The sequence below is a fragment of the Cognatundibacterium luofuense genome (genome assembly GCF_018139685.1).
GTDB lineage: Bacteria > Pseudomonadota > Gammaproteobacteria > Burkholderiales > Burkholderiaceae_D > Undibacterium > Undibacterium luofuense.
Genome location: NZ_JAGSPN010000001.1, coordinates 647,850 through 665,509, shown reverse-complemented (window position 1 = coordinate 665,509; position 17,660 = coordinate 647,850). Strand labels below are relative to the sequence as shown.

17 protein-coding genes are annotated in these 17,660 nt (G+C 53.1%); 11 read left to right on the top strand and 6 right to left on the bottom strand.

Going from position 1 to position 17,660, the window contains the following annotated elements:
* Positions 1–4 precede the first annotated feature (4 nt).
* The 5 genes from KDM89_RS02990 to KDM89_RS02970 all read left to right on the top strand — a co-directional run bounded on the left by KDM89_RS02990 (position 5) and on the right by KDM89_RS02970 (position 7,401).
* Positions 5–1,381 carry a phosphomannomutase/phosphoglucomutase gene (locus tag KDM89_RS02990; protein ID WP_212686433.1) on the top strand — a complete coding sequence of 459 codons (1,377 nt, stop codon included), beginning with the start codon at positions 5–7 and terminating at the stop codon, positions 1,379–1,381.
* A gap of 81 nt (positions 1,382–1,462) precedes the next feature.
* Complete coding sequence (gene waaC, locus KDM89_RS02985) at positions 1,463–2,437, top strand: lipopolysaccharide heptosyltransferase I (RefSeq protein ID WP_212686432.1); 975 nt, start codon at positions 1,463–1,465, stop codon at positions 2,435–2,437.
* Positions 2,437–3,426 carry a glycosyltransferase family 2 protein gene (locus KDM89_RS02980; protein WP_212686431.1) on the top strand — a complete coding sequence of 330 codons (990 nt, stop codon included), beginning with the start codon at positions 2,437–2,439 and terminating at the stop codon, positions 3,424–3,426. Before waaC ends, KDM89_RS02980 begins: the two co-directional genes overlap by 1 nt.
* A gap of 37 nt (positions 3,427–3,463) precedes the next feature.
* A complete protein-coding gene (gene waaA, locus KDM89_RS02975; protein ID WP_212686430.1) occupies positions 3,464–4,750 on the top strand; it encodes a lipid IV(A) 3-deoxy-D-manno-octulosonic acid transferase in 1,287 nt (428 codons plus the stop codon).
* A gap of 155 nt (positions 4,751–4,905) precedes the next feature.
* Positions 4,906–7,401: an adenosylcobalamin-dependent ribonucleoside-diphosphate reductase gene (locus tag KDM89_RS02970; RefSeq protein WP_212686429.1), complete on the top strand. Its 2,496-nt coding sequence runs from the start codon at positions 4,906–4,908 to the stop codon at positions 7,399–7,401.
* Positions 7,402–7,785: 384 nt separating this feature from the next.
* On the opposite strand, the gene KDM89_RS02965 is transcribed toward KDM89_RS02970, so the two are convergent.
* A complete protein-coding gene (locus KDM89_RS02965) occupies positions 7,786–9,858 on the bottom strand; it encodes a S9 family peptidase (protein WP_212686428.1) in 2,073 nt (690 codons plus the stop codon).
* Between the two features lie 253 nt (positions 9,859–10,111).
* On the opposite strand from KDM89_RS02965, the gene KDM89_RS02960 reads away from it, so the two are divergent.
* The 5 genes from KDM89_RS02960 to KDM89_RS02940 all read left to right on the top strand — a co-directional run bounded on the left by KDM89_RS02960 (position 10,112) and on the right by KDM89_RS02940 (position 12,636).
* Positions 10,112–10,525, top strand: coding sequence for a hypothetical protein (locus KDM89_RS02960; protein ID WP_212686427.1), 414 nt, complete (start codon positions 10,112–10,114; stop codon positions 10,523–10,525).
* The gene (locus tag KDM89_RS02955; RefSeq protein WP_212686426.1) at positions 10,522–10,704 is read left to right on the top strand and encodes a hypothetical protein; all 183 of its coding nucleotides are present in this window, start codon (positions 10,522–10,524) and stop codon (positions 10,702–10,704) included. The genes KDM89_RS02960 and KDM89_RS02955 overlap by 4 nt, the downstream gene beginning before the upstream one ends.
* A gap of 25 nt (positions 10,705–10,729) precedes the next feature.
* Entirely contained in the window at positions 10,730–11,332 is a 603-nt protein-coding gene (locus KDM89_RS02950) for a phosphorylase family protein (protein WP_212686425.1), read from the top strand.
* Between the two features lie 61 nt (positions 11,333–11,393).
* The gene (locus tag KDM89_RS02945; protein WP_212686424.1) at positions 11,394–11,705 is read left to right on the top strand and encodes a hypothetical protein; all 312 of its coding nucleotides are present in this window, start codon (positions 11,394–11,396) and stop codon (positions 11,703–11,705) included.
* Positions 11,706–11,796: 91 nt separating this feature from the next.
* The gene (locus KDM89_RS02940; protein WP_212686423.1) at positions 11,797–12,636 is read left to right on the top strand and encodes an AraC family transcriptional regulator; all 840 of its coding nucleotides are present in this window, start codon (positions 11,797–11,799) and stop codon (positions 12,634–12,636) included.
* A 64-nt stretch (positions 12,637–12,700) separates the two neighbouring features.
* On the opposite strand, the gene KDM89_RS02935 is transcribed toward KDM89_RS02940, so the two are convergent.
* The 5 genes from KDM89_RS02935 to KDM89_RS02915 all read right to left on the bottom strand — a co-directional run bounded on the left by KDM89_RS02935 (position 12,701) and on the right by KDM89_RS02915 (position 16,516).
* Positions 12,701–14,020 (bottom strand): TolC family outer membrane protein, encoded by a 1,320-nt coding sequence (locus tag KDM89_RS02935; RefSeq protein ID WP_212686422.1) that lies wholly within the window; start codon positions 14,018–14,020, stop codon positions 12,701–12,703.
* A gap of 24 nt (positions 14,021–14,044) precedes the next feature.
* Positions 14,045–14,368, bottom strand: a complete 324-nt coding sequence (locus KDM89_RS02930) for a rhodanese-like domain-containing protein (RefSeq protein ID WP_212686421.1) — start codon at positions 14,366–14,368, stop codon at positions 14,045–14,047.
* Positions 14,369–14,386: 18 nt separating this feature from the next.
* Positions 14,387–15,037: a protein-L-isoaspartate O-methyltransferase family protein gene (locus tag KDM89_RS02925; RefSeq protein ID WP_212686568.1), complete on the bottom strand. Its 651-nt coding sequence runs from the start codon at positions 15,035–15,037 to the stop codon at positions 14,387–14,389.
* A 121-nt stretch (positions 15,038–15,158) separates the two neighbouring features.
* A complete protein-coding gene (locus KDM89_RS02920) occupies positions 15,159–15,794 on the bottom strand; it encodes a TetR/AcrR family transcriptional regulator (protein ID WP_212686420.1) in 636 nt (211 codons plus the stop codon).
* Between the two features lie 230 nt (positions 15,795–16,024).
* Entirely contained in the window at positions 16,025–16,516 is a 492-nt protein-coding gene (locus KDM89_RS02915) for a hypothetical protein (protein ID WP_212686419.1), read from the bottom strand.
* A gap of 273 nt (positions 16,517–16,789) precedes the next feature.
* On the opposite strand from KDM89_RS02915, the gene KDM89_RS02910 reads away from it, so the two are divergent.
* Positions 16,790–17,635, top strand: coding sequence for an undecaprenyl-diphosphate phosphatase (locus KDM89_RS02910; protein ID WP_212686418.1), 846 nt, complete (start codon positions 16,790–16,792; stop codon positions 17,633–17,635).
* Positions 17,636–17,660 lie beyond the last annotated feature (25 nt).

The following is a 17,660-nucleotide window of genomic DNA, read 5'->3' as shown; positions in this document are numbered from 1 at the left end:
CAACATGACTCAACCAGCTCAAAGTATTTTCAAGGCCTACGATATCCGGGGCATCGTGGGTAAGACTCTGGACGCAAACGTCGCCCATCTGATTGGTCAGGCGTTTGGTACAGCGGCCCTGAAAAAAGGTGAAACCACCGTCGTCATCGGTCGTGACGGTCGTTTGTCCGGCCCGGAACTTGCCGGTGCGCTGGCTGCCGGCTTGCAGGCAGCTGGTGTCAATGTGATTGACCTCGGTCAGGTTGCGACACCGATGGTGTATTTCGGAACAAATGTACTGGATACCCGCTCCGGTATCATGGTGACTGGCAGCCACAATCCACCAGATTACAACGGTTTCAAAATGGTACTGGCAGGTGAAGCGATCTACGGAGATACGATTCAGGCACTGTATCAGGCTATTCTGAAACAGGAATTTTCCAGCGGCTCAGGCAGCTACCGCACTCACGATATCCGCGCTGCTTACCTCGAGCGTATCACCAGCGATGTCAAAGTCAGCCGTCCGGTCAAAATTGCGGTTGATTGCGGCAATGGTGTCGCTGGCGCATTTGCAGCGGACCTCTATCGCGGCATGGGTTGTGAAGTCATTGAATTATTCTGTGATGTGGATGGTACTTTCCCGAATCACCATCCGGACCCTGCACATCTGGAAAACCTGGAAGATCTGATTCATTGTCTGAAAACCACCGATGCGGAAATCGGTCTGGCATTTGACGGTGACGGCGACCGTCTCGGTATTGTGACCAAAGACGGACAAGTGATTTTCCCTGATCGTCAACTGATGCTGTTTGCAGAAGATGTACTGACACGTCATGCCGGCGCACAGATTCTGTACGACGTGAAATGTACACGCCATATCAGCGCATGGGTAAAGGCACGCGGCGGTGTGCCACTGATGTGGAAAACCGGTCACTCGCTGGTCAAAGCCAAACTGAAAGAAACTGGTTCGCCGCTCGGTGGCGAAATGAGTGGGCATATTTTCTTCAAAGACCGCTGGTACGGTTTCGATGATGGCTTGTATGCCGGTGCACGTTTGCTGGAAATTGTCAGCCGCCTGCCGGATATGACGGCGACCCTGAACGGTCTGCCGCAGTCCAGTTCCACACCTGAATTGCAACTGAAGCTGGAAGAAGGTGAGAACTTCCGCATCATCGCTGAAATGCAAAAACAGGCTGATTTCCCCGGTTCGGATGAAATCATTACGATTGACGGCTTGCGTGTTGAATATCCGGATGGATTTGGTCTGGCCCGTTCTTCCAACACAACACCTGTCATTGTGATGCGCTTTGAAGCCGAAACACCGGAAGCGCTAGCGCGCATTCAGTCTGCACTGAAAGCGGCTATTCTGCGCGTGAAGCCGGACGCTGTATTGCCATTTTAAGAAACAGATCAAAGACCGCCGGCTTCGTGCCGGCGGTCTTTTTTTCTTATTGCCTGAACTCAAACAACTGCGCTGCATATTGTGAAAATTTTATTGATCCGTGTCTCCTCGCTCGGAGATGTCCTGCATAACCTGCCACTGGTGGATGATCTGCACCGGCATTATCCGGGTGCGCAAATTGACTGGGTTGTCGAAGAAGCGTACGTCAGTCTGTTGCAGCTGCATCCTGGCATACGACGCATCATTCCGTATGCGCAACGGCGCTGGCGTAAGCATTTGGGACAAGCTGCGGTTCGACAGGAAATTCGCGGATTTATTCAGACTCTGCGCAGCGAATCTTATGATCTGATTCTGGAAACACAGGGATTACTGAAAACCGGCATTATTCTCGGTCTGGCGAAAAAAGCGCCCGGTGGCCGGAAAATTGGTCTTGCCAACGGCACAGCCGGTTCCGGCTATGAAGGTATTTCCCGTATCTTCCATGATCAGAGCATAGCGACCGATCCCTACACACATGCCGTTGACCGCGGACGTCTGGTTGCTGCAAAAGCCATTGGTAAAGAACTGAATACCCCGGCCAGTTTTGGTTTGCTGCCGCCATCTCTGGAAGCACCGTGGAAACCTGCGGGCATCTATATCGTATTTTTTCACGGTACCGCCGGAGCCGCAAAGAAATGGGCACGTGCAAACTGGATCGCACTCGCCGCGAAGCTCGCCAGTACCGGCATGCCGGTACTGCTGCCATGGGGCAATGAAGAAGAGAAAAAAGAAGCCGAGGCAATGGCCACTGCTATTCCGCAAGCCAGCGTATTACCCAGACTCAGCATGATGGAAGCGGTTTTACTCGCCCATTCTGCAAGACTGGCAATCGGCGTGGACACTGGCCTGACCCATATCGCTGCCGCCTACGAAACGCCGACCGTAGAAATTTATACCGCCTCACCACGCTGGAAGACTGAAGGCAACTGGTCACCGCGTATCCGCAATACCGGCGATGCCGGAAAAATCCCGTCTGTGGATGAAGTCTATGCTGCTGCTATGGAGTTACTGAACTGATGTCTGCCACTCTGCTGAAAAAAACACCCGCCATCAGCGTGGTGATTGTGAACTTTAACGGTGGCCAGCTGGTTCTGGATTGCCTGGCGAAACTGCGGGAGCAAACGCTGCGTCCGCTGGAAATCATTCTTGTCGATAACGCCAGTCAGGATGGTTCCGGACAACGTGCGGAAACAGAATTTCCCGAAGTCAAAGTTATTCATGCCGGCGCCAATCTGGGCTTTGCCAAAGGGAATAATCTCGCTGTGCAGCAGATGCATCCCGACAGTGAATGGATCGCCTTACTGAATCCGGACGCTTTCCCTGATCCTGACTGGCTATTGCAGCTCGCTATTGCTGCAGAAAATCACACTGATTTTGCCATTTTCGGCAGCCGGCTGATGGATGCTAACCGTGAACAGATGCTGGACGGCGTCGGTGATGCGTATCACCTGAGCGGACTGGTTTGGCGCGAAGGGCATGGACAAGCAGTGACACCGGCACATTTACAACAGAAAGAAATTTTCTCTTGCTGTGCTGCTGCCGGACTTTACCGTCGCGATGTGTTTGATCGGCTTGGCGGGTTCGATGAAGATTATTTCTGCTATGTCGAAGACATCGACCTCGGTTTCCGTTATCTGCTGGCAGGTTACCGCTGTCTGTATGTGCCAGCTTCCGTAGCACGTCATGTGGGCTCAGCAATTACTGGCCGCCGCAGTGATTTTTCTGTTTATCACGGGCATCGCAATCTGGTCTGGACCTATGTAAAAAATATGCCGGGACTGCTGTTCTGGCTTTGCCTGCCACTGCATCTGATGCTGAATCTGGTCGAAGTACTGCATTTTGCACGCCACGGCCAGTTTCAGGTGATTAAGCGATCCAAACTGGATGCCATCCGCCAGCTGCCGCATTTTTGGAAAAAAAGACAACAAATTCAAGCAAGCCGTCAGGCAAGTATTGCCACCGTCTGGCGCTTGCTGAACAAAAATCTGACCAGAAAGCGAAATTAAACTAAGATCACGCTCTTTTACGCGATTCGGTAGCTGCATGCGTTTGCTTTATTCTCTGATCTGGACTGTTTTACTGCCTGTCGTACTGGCACGTCTGTGGTGGCGTGGCCGGCGCGAGCCCGGCTATCGTCAGCATATCGGTGAACGCTTCGGTTTTTATCCACCAGTCAGCGCCAGCCGCATTATCTGGGTGCATGCAGTTTCTGCCGGAGAGACCCGTGCGGCGGAACCACTGGTGCGTGGCTTGCTGGAAAACTATCCGGATGCCAGCATCCTGCTGACCCATATGACTGCCACCGGACGTGAAGCCGGCACGCAATTATTCGGACAACATCCGCGGGTGATGCAAGCGTTTCTACCTTATGATCTGAAGCTGCTGGTACACCGCTTTCTGCGCCGTTTCCGTCCGCAATTATGTGTACTGATGGAAACAGAAGTCTGGCCGAACCTGATAGCTACCTGCCAGCAGGAAAAAGTTCCGGTGGCGCTGGTCAATGCCCGCCTGTCAGAACGCTCGCTGCGTAAAGCGCAGCGCCTGTCATCTCTGATCACACCGGCAGCCAAAGCTATTTCCGTGATCGCGGCGCAAACCAGCGAAGACGCGAGCCGCTTGCAAAGCCTGAGCGGCAGCACGCCCGCCATTACCGGCAATATCAAATTTGATGTCAGCGTTCCGCATGCGCAACTGCGGACCGGTGAGGCAATGCGGGCGCACTGCGACACGCGCCCTGTCCTGTTGTGCGCCAGTACACGGGATGGTGAAGAAGCCCTGATTTTAGAAGCATTTCTCAAAAAATGGCCGCGCGGCAACAATGCAAACAATGCACCATTACTGTTACTGGTGCCACGCCACCCGCAACGCTTTGATGCGGTAGCCACGATGCTGGCAGAAGCAGGCTTGCAGGTAGTGCGCAGGTCAGCCCTCACTACGCCGGAGCATATGGCAGCACTGGCATCCTGTGATGTGCTGCTGGGCGACAGCATGGGCGAAATGTTTATGTATTACGCAATGGCCGATCTGGCTTTCATCGGTGGCAGTCTGCTGCCGTTTGGCGGTCACAATCTGATCGAACCCTGCGCCATCGGCAAACCTGTACTGATTGGTTTGCATACCTTCAACTTTTCTGATGTCACCGGTCAGGCCATTGCTGCAGGTGCAGCTTTACGCTGTGCCGATGCGGGGTGTATGCTGGAATCCGCATCAGAATTGTTATCTGACCCTGCCGGACGGCAAACCATGGGTGGCAAAGCACTGGACTTTTTCCATCAGCATCAGGGTGCTACAGCACGCACACTGCAAGTGCTGAAACCTTATCTGTCCTGAAGTCTGCTCCTCCGAATTCATGTATTAGCCTGTAAGGAATTTCCGCCTGTCCGGAAAATCCTGCGGGCTGCCGCCGGTCTTGAGAGCAGTCAATGACATATTCCGGGCATTCTTTACACTGCCTTAGCCAAATCACTCCCGAGTTAATCCCTACTATGAACGCTGTTGATCAATTGCCAGGAATCACTGATATGAATCCCCAAGAAATTTCGCTGGATGTGTTGCTGGAAAAATATGCCAAGGGCGATGAAGCCACGATCCACGATGTGCAAAGCCGCGTTGCGCGTGCGCTGGCCAGCGTGGAGCAAGCAGATGTCCGCGCTTATTACGAAGAAAAATTTTTGTGGGCGCAAAAGAATGGTTTCGTGCCTGCCGGCCGTATCAACTCGGCTGCCGGTATGGATTTGCGTGCGACCCTGATCAACTGCTTTGTACAGCCTGTCGGCGACTCCGTATCGAATTCCACCGATGGCAAACCCGGCATTTATGCTGCTTTAGCGGATGCAGCGGAAACCATGCGCCGCGGCGGCGGTGTTGGCTATGACTTCTCTACCATACGCCCGAAAGAAGCACTGGTACGCGGCACACGTTCGCGCGCTTCCGGCCCGGTATCCTTCATGCATGTCTTCAATGCATCCTGCTCCACCGTGGAATCTGCCGGTGCGCGTCGTGGTGCGCAGATGGGTGTATTGCGTTGCGACCATCCGGATATCCGCGAATTTATCCGCTCGAAAGATCAGGGTGCTCTGACCAACTTTAATATCTCCATCGCTGTCACCGACGAATTTATGGAAGCCGTGGAAAAGGACGGTGATTTCAGTCTGGTACACAAAGCCGAACCCGGTGACGAGAAAAAAACCGCAGGCGCATGGCTGCGTGATGATGGCCTGTGGGTTTATGAAACCGTACGTGCGCGCGAACTGTGGGACATGGTGATGCGCTCCACGTATGACCACGCAGAACCGGGCATTCTGTTCCTGTCACGCATGAATGCAGAAAACAATCTGTATTACTGCGAAAAAATCGAAGCGACCAATCCGTGTGCGGAACAACCGCTGCCGGACTACGGTTGCTGCTGCCTTGGCTCCATCAATCTGACCCGCTTTGTGCGCAATGCCTTCCAGCCGGATGCCAGCTTTGATGTGGAAGCCTTCCAGAGCGTGGTGGCGGTCGCGACCCGTATGCTGGACAACGTACTGAACGCGACGGCATGGCCGCTGGCACAACAGGAAGCCGAAGCAATGTCCAAACGCCGTGTCGGCCTCGGTTTCCTCGGTCTTGGCAGCACACTCATCATGCTGGGCATCCGTTACGATTCTGAGCAAGGCCGCGCCTTTGCCGCCAAAGTATCGGAAGCCATGCGCGATCAGGCCTATTTATCGTCAGTGGATCTGGCCAAAGAAAAAGGCGCATTCCCGCTGTTTGATGCAGAGAAATACCTGAGCGGTACCTTCGCCCGCCGCTTGCCGAAAAACGTGCGGAATGCAATCAGTAAACACGGCTTGCGTAACTCGCACCTTTTGTCGATTGCACCGACAGGCACGATCACACTGGCCTTTGCTGACAATGCCTCGAACGGTATCGAACCGGCGTTCTCCTGGGTGTACAACCGTAAAAAACGCATGAAATCCGGCGAAACCCAGACCTATGAAGTGGCAGACCACGCATGGCGTCTGTATCGCGCGATGGGCCATGATGTTTCTGACAGCAGCAAGCTGCCGCAACAATTTGTGACCGCGCTGGAAATGTCTGCCGCCGACCACATGCAAATGCTGGAAGCAGTGCAGCCTTACATCGATTCGTCGATTTCCAAAACCGTTAACGTCCCTGCTGATTATCCTTACGACGATTTCCAGAGCCTGTATTTCGATGCCTGGAAAGCCGGTCTGAAAGGTCTGGCCACTTACCGTCCGAACAATGTGCTGGGCAGCGTGTTATCGGTTGCCAGCGAAACACCGGCAGCCGCACCTGAAGTCCGTACGCAGCCGGATGAAGACTTGCTGCGCAAGCAGTTTGAAGGCCGCCCTTTCGGCGATCTGGAATCAGTCACCTCCAAAGTGCAGTACACCACCTATGAAGGCAAAAAAACCGTGTATCTGACGGTCAGCTTCATCCATGTCGAAGGCGTAGTCGGTGGTGAGCGCGTGACGATTGAACGTCCGTTTGAATTCTTCATGCCAGCCGGTCAGAAAAATGATGGTCAGCAATGGATTTCCGCCAGTATGCGTCTGCTGTCGATGGCAGCGCGTTCCGGTGGCTCGATTGCGAAGGCTCTGGCTGATATGCGCGAAGTGGTGTGGGATAAAGGCACGGTGCGCTGCGGCACCATCACCAAAGAAGATGGCAGCACCGTACCGCTGTTCCATGAATCCGAAGTGGCTGCGATTGGCTACTGTCTGCAGCGTATTCTGGTCAAACGCGGTTATCTGGACGTCAACGGTAACCAGATTCCGGTACAGGTACTGGCAGAACGTTTCAAAGCCCGCGCACAGCAATATGGTCTTGAAGATCTGAACGACGAAGCTGACCACACACCGCTGCAAGCCAGCAGCGGCGGTAAAAAATGCCCGGAATGCGGTGCTCATGCATTGCAGAAAATCGATGGCTGCAGCCGTTGCGTTGCCTGCGGCTATGTCGGTGCCTGCGGCTGATTGAGCATACGCCGGGCATGGCTGACGACTGATGCCGGATAGCCGATTGCCAATGCTGCCGGCAACAGTTGAATGAAAAAGCGGACCTCGCCGGTCCGCTTTTTCTTTTGTCCGCCAGCGCCAGCCTTCCCCCGCCCCGACTCCGGATTGCTCCGGATTGCCTCAGAATTGCCCTAAATACCCTAAATGCGGTGTTCAGCACAGGTTTTAAGCCATTTTTCACGGTCGTCCGCGAAAACGCTCGCTCTCCGGGCAGGTGATTTTTTGGGTAAATGCGGACTTCTGCACAATGCTGGTCACAAACTGCTCAGATGAAGCATAAAAAAACCAGCCTGCGAACAGGCCGGTTTTCGGCTAACAGTATCAGTGTGACTCAGCGAACGCTTATTTCGCCGGACGGTTCAGATGGTCTTTCAGCCAGTCGAGCACGGTGTGATGCCACAGCACAGAATTGGCGGGTTTTGTGACCCAGTGGTTTTCATCCGGATAAATCAGCAGTTTGCTTTCAATACCACGACGTTGCAGTGCGGTGAAAGTGCCCAGTGCCTGTTCGGTCGGGATACGGAAATCAAGCTCGCCCTGCACTACCAGCATCGGCGTCTTCCAGTTTTTCACGAAACGCACCGGATTGAATTTCTCGTGCAGTTCCGGCACATCGTAGTAAGCGCCGCCGTTTTCCCATTCAGTGAACCAGATTTCATCGGTTGCATACGCCATACCCCGGGTATCGAAAACGCCGTCATGATTGACGATGCAGCGGAAACCATCGTTCCAGTTACCGGCGATCCAGTTCATCATATAGCCGCCGTACGATGCGCCCAGCGCACAGGAACGGCTGGTATCCAGCCACGGGTATTTCTGTGCCGCCGCTGCCAGACCTTTTTTCAGATCTTCCAGCGGTTTGCCGCCCCAGTCACCACTGATGGAATCGGTGAATTTCTGACCGTAACCAGTGGAACCGTGGAAATCGATAAACACCGCAGCATAACCGGCACCAGCATAAATCTGCGGATTCCAGCGGTAACCCCATTCATTGCCAAAGCTGCCCTGCGGGCCGCCGTGCACCAGAAACGCGACCGGATAACGCTGCCCCGGCTGCGCATTCCACGGCTTCATGACGTAGCCGTACACGGTTTCACCATTCGCACCGGCAAAGCTGAACTGTTCATAGTCGCCAAGACGGATATCTTTCATCATTTCCGCATTGCGCCCGGTCAGGCGTGTCATTTTGGTTGCTTCAGTCTGTGCAGCACTGCTGAGGCGGGTACTGAACAACTGACTGTCACCGGACAAGCTCGCATGGCTGATCACCAGCGTATCGCCGTGGGTATCAAAACCATTGACGGAACCGGCGCCAGTCAGCGCACGTACCTTGCCACTGGCAACATCCAGCGCAAACAAACGACGCTGGCCGATATCATCCGCTACCGCCAGAATCTGACGACCATCGCTACTCCAGCGGAAATCCATCGCCGAGCGGTCCCAGTCAGATGCCAGCGCGCGTTTCTTGCCAGTCGCCACATCCATCAGCATGACCTGAAAGCGGTCTGCTTCAAAGGTCGGACGTTTCATCGCCAGATACGCCAGCGTTTTGCCATCCGGCGAAAAACGCGCCTTGGTATCCCATGCCTGATTGTCTGCCGTCAGATTTTTCGGCAAAGCAGAACCATCTGCCGGCACCTGATATACATCGAAATTTGTCGACCAGGCTTCGGTTTTGCCCGCGATACGTGCCGCAAACACCACGGTTTTACCATCAGGACTGAACTGATATTCTTCGTGGTCACCATCCGGACGTGACGGCACATCGCCATCCAGTGTCAGGCTCAGTGGTACCGGCTCACCCTGTACCTTGCCATCATTGCCAAGCTCTGCGCTGAACAGCGTCGCACGGCGACCATCAGCCCAGACGTCCCAGTGACGTACGAACAGGCGGTCATAAATACGACCGGTGGCTTTTTGTTGTTTTTGTGCCGCCAGTTTGTCTGTCGTGCACTGCAGCACTTTGCAGTCATGGAACACCGCCAGACTGAATAAAACGCGGTCACCTTTAGGGGAAAGACGGAAATTGTCCACATCCAGCGGTAAATCCGTTACCTGCTGCGCTTCACCGCCTTGTAAAGGCAAACGCCAGATCTGGCTGCTGCCGGAACGGGAAGACAGAAAATAGACCGCGTCGCCATTTGGCGACCATTCTGCATCGCTGGCGTCGGTGGCGGTCAGACGCTGCTCTTTACCGGGCTTGCTCAGATCCTGCATCCACAGATTCGTAACGCCACGGTTTTTTTCCATGTCAGTCACACGCACGGTGTACAGCACTTTTTTGCCATCCGGCGATAACAACGGCGCGCCGACACGTTCCATACGCACCAGATCTTCAATCTGCAAACCACGTACATCAGCTTGTGCACTGCTCCAGCACATTGCGGCCAAGGCGGCCAGCAAACGGTATTTCATTACTCCTCCTGTCAACAATGCCGGCTCCCCCGGCAGCGCAGGCATTGTAACAGCAGCGGCATGCTGCATTCCGGTCCGCACCACAGCTTCGTTGATGCAGTGCGGCAATTTTCCGGGGAATTTTCCGGAACGAAACGGGTCACAGATCAGATCAAATGTTGTGACATTTGTTATAAGAATTTCTTTTCAGAAATCTCTAGAATCAAGCCATAAAACAAACAGTTATATTCAGATGCAGGACGGAGGAGGCGCTATGATCAGCATGCAACATTTCACAGCAGGATTGCTGACTCTGATGTTTTGCGGAATGGTCTGGCAAATCGCTCAGCACAGTAACGCCCCGGACAACGAGGAGCAGCAAGCACTGCGCGAACTGGGCTGGCTGAATTCTGCCAGACCCGAACAGGATGTCAGCGCAGCGATACGACGCGGCGACTACCGTTTCATCACCTGGAGCGACAGCCAGCATCAGGTACCGGGTCTGGAGCAGGCTTGTGCGATACCGCCGCATGCGATTAATAATATGAGCGGCACCACCGCCGTTGCACATCAGTATGAACACCGTAAGCTGGCGGCGATTGCGCAAGTCTATGCAGAAGAATACAACCTGCAAATGAGCACCTGGTTGCAGCGTGAAGGAAAATGGCGCTGTCAGGCGCCTGCATGACACAACGCAAGCACCCTGCTGACAGGTATTCCGGTCAGGCTTGCCGCTTGATACGCAGCAAGATACCGGAACACGGGAATGGCAGCATACCGCCTGGTCTGCATGACTCTGTTATGCTGACCAGCCGGTATGTGTCTGAGCACCAGCATTTCGCCTACCGCGCCCGTTATTACCCGTGATTCAACTTCAGAGAAAACCCCTGTCATGCCCGCCAAAATTGTTGTTCTGTTTCCTACTGCCACCGAAGCCAGCCTGTTCCGTTCTGATGATGTCATCAGCATTGTTTCCGGCGTCGGCCTGACCTGCACCGCCTACGCCACGATGAAAGCGATTTACGAACATCGTCCGGACTGGCTGATCTTGTCCGGTATTGCCGGTGTGTTTCCGCACTCAGACATGAAAATCGGCGATGTGGCGCTGGTCGAAGCAGAAGTTGAATCCGATCTGGGCTTCTTCACCAAAGATGGTTTTATCCACATGGCGCATTTACCAATCGAAATGGATTTCGAGCGCCGTCACACACTGCACTGCCCGCATTTTCCGGAAGATCTGGACATGCGTCGTGCACGCGGGATTTCGGTCAATGCCGCGATGGCACCTTTTATCGATACCACGCAGTCTGACCTTGAAAACATGGAAGGCGGTGCATTTTTCCATGTGTGTCTGAAAGAACAGCAACGCTTCATCGAGCTACGCGCCATTTCCAATATCGTCAGTACAGAAGATGATCAGTGGGATATGATGGGTTCTGTGGCGGCAATGACTGAGGGCTTGCATCGTTTGATTCGTCATCTGCAGCAAGGTTAAATACAGTTAAGAAACCGGCACGACGGCAAGACCGGTGTACGATAGCGGCAAGGAGACTCTTATGCAAACTGTTCATTGGCTGGAAACCAGCCAGCGTTCCATACTGGTCATGGTGCCGACCTGGATAATCTGGTGCGGACTGATCGCATTTTCTGCACCGTATCGTCCTGACGGCGTAGCATTCATGCTGTTTTTGTTTTCTGCCGGCATTTGTTTTCTTGGCTGCAGCTGGATGATGGCTCCGCTGATGCCAGAGCGTTTCGGTCTGTTTACGCGTTTGCTGTCGCAAACAATTTCCGGCCTGATCCCGTTTGCTTTCATCGTCCTGATCGGACATTATCTGGGAACAGCGACCCGTCACTGGCTCAGCTGAGCTTTACTGAAACCGCAGGACAGATACCAGCCTGCGGTGTTCTGTGCGATCATGGCAGACTGTTTACACTGCATGTACCTGCCAGCCTGTCATGTATCAAATTGCCGATCCGGATCCGCGTCTAACCAGTCTGCTGCTGCCAACACTGGTACTGCATCTTGATGGCTGCAGTGGCAATATCCCCGCCGCACTGAGCCCTTCCCTGCATTTTTTTCTGCGTGGCGGTGGTGAAATTCTCGGCCCCGACGGTGAATATCATCCGATTCCGGATGCTTATTTACTCGGTCCGTTCATCGAACATTTTCATACCCGCTATCAACCAGGCACTGTTGCGTTCTCCGTCTGCTTTCGACCGGGTGTGTTGTATGAAGCCTGTGACATTCATCCAGCTGGTCTGGTTGGTGCCTATCGGTTATTGCACGAAGTTTTCCCGGTTGCTGCCTGCGAAGCACTGATACAAGCCCGTCGTCAGCAAGTCAGCGTCAGCGATGGTCTCGCTGCGTTTCAGGCATTTTTGCTGGCTGTACTACCACACAGTAAAACCGGTTTGTTTGCCGACGTACTGATGAAGGCACAACACAAAATTTTTTTTCCGATGGTGGATTTGTCTGAGGCTTTAGGCTTTGGTCAGCGCCAGCTCGAAAGAAGAATTATGGATGCATTCGGTTTACCCTTGCGAGATATACGCCGCATGTCACGTTATGGTTATTCCATGCTGCATCTGCTGAGCAATCGCCCTGAGCATGGTGAACTGACACAGATTGCGCAGGAATTCGGCTATTACGATCAGGCACATATGGCCAGAGAATTTGCCAGCCTGATTGGCCACAGCCCGACGCAACTGCTGCAAAAAATCGCTTCCGATGATCCGGGTTACTGGCTGTACAGAATCGCCGCGCCGGATTTCCAGCGTCTTTTCTATGTGATGTAATAATAAAAAAACGCCTCACTCGGAGGCGTTTTTTACAAACACAGGCAAGGGTACAGACGAAAAATTACTGTTGCAGCAAGGTATTGATTTCGTTCAGGTCAGCTTCTTTCAGAGAACCCGCTGCAGCTTTCAGGCGCAAACCATTCAGAATCGTATCGTAACGGGCTTTCGCCAGATTCTGACGTGTGGTGTACAACTGTTGCTGCGCATTCAGTACATCGATATTGATACGTACACCAACCTGATAACCCAGTTTGTTGGATTCCAGCGCAGACTGGCTGGAAATTTCCGCTGCTTCATACGCTTTTACCTGCGCCAGACCACTGGTGACGCCCGCATATGCCTGACGCGCACCCAGTGCAGCCGCACGGCGGTTTGCCTCCAGATCGTTACGTGCTTTTTCTTCCAGCGCGATCGCTTCCTTGACTCGGCTGTCAACAGCAAAGCCGGAAAAAATCGGAACAGCCCACTGAATACCAATCGAATTCGATTTAGATACACCGCTGCCGCTGGCACCGGCAACGGAAGAACTACGACCAGATGATGCAACCAGATCGACGGTCGGGTAGTGTCCGGCGCGATTCAGCTGAATCGTGCGCTTTGCAATCTCAACACTGAGTTCCGATGCGGTCACACCGTAATTTTGTTTCTCTGCTGCGCTGACCCAGTCATTAATGCCAACCGGATCCGGAGAAGCCAGCTTCACAGCCGGTTTCAGCGTTGACAGTGCACCGGCAGGCTTGCCGATGATCTGCTGTAATGCAGATTTTTTCACTTCCAGATCACTCTGCGCCGCCAGTTCCTGCGCCGTTGCCAGATCGTAACGCGCCTGCGCTTCGTGAGTATCAGTAATGGTCGCCGTACCCACTTCGAAATTGCGTTTTGCAGATGCCAGCTGTTCAGAAATCGCAGTTTTCTGCGCCTTCAGTGTTTCCAGCGTATCCTGCGATGCGAGTACATCAAAGTAAGCCTGTGCCACGCGCAGAATCAGATCCTGACTTGCCTGTGCGAACTGTGCTTCGCTGATGGCAACTGACAATTTGCCTTGCTCATATTGCTGCCAGTTCGCCCAGCGAAACAGCGGCTGCGACAGACTCAGACTCACCGAATTGCTGTATGAAGTAACACTGCGGTCAGGAACCGGCAAGTCGCTTTGCAAAGTGCTGTTAGTACGGATATCGCTGCCGCTGAGACCAATGGTCGGCAGCAAACCGGAGCGTCCCTGTACGTATTTTTCCTGGCCTGCGCTCAATGCAGAACGGGCACTGGCAAACGTCGCATCATTTGCAAGTGCATCTTTATACACTTGCAGCAAATCCGTTGCCTGCGCCTGCAGACTGAAAAAAGCACTTGCGAGCAAAGTCGCAATCAAAGGCTTACGCATGTAACGCTCCGTCTAAAAGTAAAATTAATAAGTCGGCATTGAAGGGTCGACCTGCAACGCCCACGCATGCACACCACCGGTCATGTTCCAGACATTCGCAAATCCCTGAGCGATCAGAAAATGTGCGACCTGCATGCTGCGACCACCGTGATGGCAGATACAAACAATCTCGGCGTCCTGATCCAGTTCATTCATACGCACCGGCACGGTACGCATCGGCATCAGTTGTACGTTGGCAATATGACAGGTCTCATACTCTGCTGGTTCCCTGACATCCAGTAAAACCGGTGTTTTTCTTTGCGAATCCGCCAGCCAGGCGGCCAGCTCAGTAGCTGTAATGTGTTGCATGGACGGTTTTACTTTCTGTCAGAAACTGAATTTAGAAGCTGGTGTTGCGCCCGGCAGCAGTGGCAGCACGGTATCAAACACTTCCTTGCGGCTGAACGCGGTGTCAGACTCACGGGTAATCAGCAACGCACGCATCATTGGTAATTCGCCGACAAATGCCAGCAAGCGGCCACCGTTATTCAGTTGCTTTTGCAGTTGTTCAGGCAACTGATTCAGACCACCGGCGACAACGATCACATCGAAGCGACCGGATTGTTCAGCGGTCAGGCCATTCACATTCAGTACTGTTACGTTACGCACGCCATCAGCAGCCAGATTTTTTTCCGCCAGCGCTTTCAGACCTGCATCCGCTTCCAGCACAGTGACGTGGCGACCAGCATGTGCCAGCAATGCTGCCAGATAACCGGATGCTGCGCCCAGCAACAGAACAGATTCTTGCTTTTTGACGAGCACTTCCTGCATAACACGCGCTTCCACACGCGGGAACATCGCTTTATGTCCGCCCGGCAGTGGCAGTTCTGTATCAAAGAACGCCATCGATTTCTGCTCTTCAGGGAAATAATTCTCACGCTTCACCACGAGCAGCATGTCCAGCACATCTTTATCCAGAACGTTCCATGGACGGATTTGCTGCTCAATCATGTTGAAACGGGCTTGTTCGATATTCATTTCTTCACTCGGTGCATAAATTAAGGGAACCCGCATTTTAGCAAAGGCCATGCCCGCACAGGGGCGAATTCCCAGCTTTCTCTGTATTTCCTGTCACATCAGCAGCGCAGTTAAACGCTGTTCAGCAATCCAGCGGGCGCAAGCCATGCAAAGCCAGTTCAATATAGTGCGCCAGATAGTCGTCCAGCTTGTCCGGATCCACTTTGCAAACACCGGTTGAATGTTTCCACATCATCATCATGATCATCGGTGAAATCAGCAAGCGTGCATCAATTTCCAGATCAACATCACGGATTTCCTTGCGCTCCATACCCCGGCGCAACATGCTGGCAACCATACGCTCACCGCGTTCAATCACTTCTTCCTGATAGAAAGCAGACAACTCCGGAAAATTACCGGCTTCCGCCATCATCAGTTTCGGCAAACCTGATAACTTCGTATTACCGACGCTATCCCACCAGGTACGCATCAGCGTGCGAAACAACTCTTCTGTTGTGCCGGTAAATGAATCCACCATCGACTCAGCTTCCCCGATCAGCGGCACCATGCCATTACGCACAACAGCTTTAAATAATTCTTCCTTGCTCGAATAATACAAATACAAGGTACCCTTAGAGACGCCTGCGGCTTTTGCCACATCATCCAGCCGGGTTGCGGCAAAGCCGCGCTCGACAAATAAATCCAGCGCCGCTGACAGCAACTCCTGAGGACGCGCTTCTTTGCGCCGCTCCCACTTTGGCTTGCAAGGAAAAGACATAAAAGACCCGGTAAAAATAACTTACTCTTGAGTCAGTAATGTAATTCCTGCCGCATACAGCGTCAAGCGCAGACGGGTTGGATCATGTCAAACAAAGCGGCACAACACCATGTGTTTGCGACAGACTGACGGTTTAAAGGAACGGACTGCAGAAAACCCTTGCCGAAGCAGCAAATAAAACAGGGAGCCTGTGGCTCCCTGTATCTGAAGGAATTGCAGTGTATTCTGACTCAGACCCGGATTTTCATACTTGCACCGCCATTGAAATGCAACGCGATCCCGTCACCGGTCGGCACGATCGCTGATAATGCACCGCTGACCGGCGTTGCGCAGACTTTGCTGCCATCGGCACGGAACATGGCAAACCAGCGCTTACTGCTTTGTATCGCCCGGGAAGCAGAACTGACCGCCAGCAGTAAATATTCTGCACCGCGGATACGAATACTGGCGCTGTGCAATTCGCCCCTGGCAAACTGTAATGGCAACGGGGCATGAATGATTGTTTCGCCATCCCGCTCAACCTGCATCAGCATACTGCGGGTTGATTGTAGCGGAGACAACTGAAAGCGATACGCACCAAGTTGCGCAGGTGTACCGGAGCGAATTTCCGTTTGCTCGCTGAAACCCTGAAAACTGTTCGCTATCGCGGCGACCGCTGGCTGGTCTGCGGCGGCCGGTTCGGTGAATGAAGTTGCTGAGCTGAAATGATCGCTGCGGTCCATCGTCGTCTCCTGGTCGGTATGCATGTACTGGTTCAAAAAGTATTGTCGATCAAAGCACATTACTCAAACCGAATTCACAAGGTAGCAATAAGCAGTACTTTTCACTGAAAATTCCTGCCCATTTTTTAGGCATCGCTATTTCCCCCGCCCCGTCAGGCAACAAACTTCAGCAAAACAGGTGCCGTCTTACACAGGTTTTTGTGTGCCAGCGGGCATAGCGGCATGGTAAGCTTCGAGCCGTTTTATTTTTTCCAACCTTTCTGGCAAACGCAAATGGATCTGATACTCGCAATCAAAGTCATCATTATGGGCATCGTGGAAGGCCTGACCGAATTCCTTCCGATTTCCTCCACCGGTCATCTGATTCTGGCAGGCAGTCTGCTGGACTTTACTGGTGAAACACAGAAAGTGTTTGAGATTGTGATACAAGCTGGTGCTATTTTTGCGGTTTGCTGGGAATACCGAAAAAAAATTGCCAGCGTTTTGCTGGGACTGGGTTCCGACCCGAAAGCACGCATGTTTGCGCTGAAATTATTCATCGCATTTTTACCTGCAGCATTGCTGGGGGTACTGTTTTCCAAAAGCATTAAAGCCCATTTGTTTGCACCGGTACCGGTAGCGATGGCTTTCATCATCGGTGGCCTGATTATTTTGTGGGTGGAGCGCCGTCAGGATGGCAAACCGGCACTGGATGATTCAAAGGCTCGCATTCAGTCCGTGGATGACATGACGATTGCCGACGCGGTCAAAGTCGGTCTGGCGCAGGCATTTGCGCTGGTACCGGGTACCAGCCGTTCCGGCGCGACTATTATCGGTGGCATGCTGTTTGGTCTGTCCCGTAAAGCTGCCACTGAATTCTCTTTCTTCCTCGCGATTCCTACCCTGCTGGGTGCGACGGTGTACTCGCTGTACAAAGCGCGCAATGATTTGTCGGTGGCAGATTTGCCGATGTTTGGCCTCGGTTCCGTGGCCGCGTTTATTTCTGCATTCTTTTGTGTGCGCTGGTTGCTGCGCTACATCAGCTCGCATGATTTCCGCGTTTTCGCCTGGTACCGTATTGCGTTCGGTATCATGATTCTGATTACGGCTTACACTGGTGTGATTAACTGGGTTGATTAAGCTGCAGTGACTGATTCCGCTTCTC

Bases quoted from the DNA above. Each gene is read 5' to 3' on its own strand.
- KDM89_RS02910 (WP_212686418.1), top strand. From the start codon at position 16,790: ATGGATCTGATACTCGCAATCAAAGTCATCATTATGGGCATCGTGGAA.
- KDM89_RS02935 (WP_212686422.1), bottom strand. From the start codon at position 14,020: ATGCGTAAGCCTTTGATTGCGACTTTGCTCGCAAGTGCTTTTTTCAGT.
- KDM89_RS02940 (WP_212686423.1), top strand. From the start codon at position 11,797: ATGTATCAAATTGCCGATCCGGATCCGCGTCTAACCAGTCTGCTGCTG.
- waaA (WP_212686430.1), top strand. From the start codon at position 3,464: ATGCGTTTGCTTTATTCTCTGATCTGGACTGTTTTACTGCCTGTCGTA.
- KDM89_RS02945 (WP_212686424.1), top strand. From the start codon at position 11,394: ATGCAAACTGTTCATTGGCTGGAAACCAGCCAGCGTTCCATACTGGTC.
- KDM89_RS02980 (WP_212686431.1), top strand. From the start codon at position 2,437: ATGTCTGCCACTCTGCTGAAAAAAACACCCGCCATCAGCGTGGTGATT.
- KDM89_RS02925 (WP_212686568.1), bottom strand. From the start codon at position 15,037: ATGAATATCGAACAAGCCCGTTTCAACATGATTGAGCAGCAAATCCGT.
- KDM89_RS02930 (WP_212686421.1), bottom strand. From the start codon at position 14,368: ATGCAACACATTACAGCTACTGAGCTGGCCGCCTGGCTGGCGGATTCG.
- KDM89_RS02920 (WP_212686420.1), bottom strand. From the start codon at position 15,794: ATGTCTTTTCCTTGCAAGCCAAAGTGGGAGCGGCGCAAAGAAGCGCGT.
- KDM89_RS02960 (WP_212686427.1), top strand. From the start codon at position 10,112: ATGATCAGCATGCAACATTTCACAGCAGGATTGCTGACTCTGATGTTT.
- KDM89_RS02990 (WP_212686433.1), top strand. From the start codon at position 5: ATGACTCAACCAGCTCAAAGTATTTTCAAGGCCTACGATATCCGGGGC.
- KDM89_RS02955 (WP_212686426.1), top strand. From the start codon at position 10,522: ATGACACAACGCAAGCACCCTGCTGACAGGTATTCCGGTCAGGCTTGC.
- KDM89_RS02970 (WP_212686429.1), top strand. From the start codon at position 4,906: ATGAACGCTGTTGATCAATTGCCAGGAATCACTGATATGAATCCCCAA.
- KDM89_RS02915 (WP_212686419.1), bottom strand. From the start codon at position 16,516: ATGGACCGCAGCGATCATTTCAGCTCAGCAACTTCATTCACCGAACCG.
- KDM89_RS02965 (WP_212686428.1), bottom strand. From the start codon at position 9,858: ATGAAATACCGTTTGCTGGCCGCCTTGGCCGCAATGTGCTGGAGCAGT.
- KDM89_RS02950 (WP_212686425.1), top strand. From the start codon at position 10,730: ATGCCCGCCAAAATTGTTGTTCTGTTTCCTACTGCCACCGAAGCCAGC.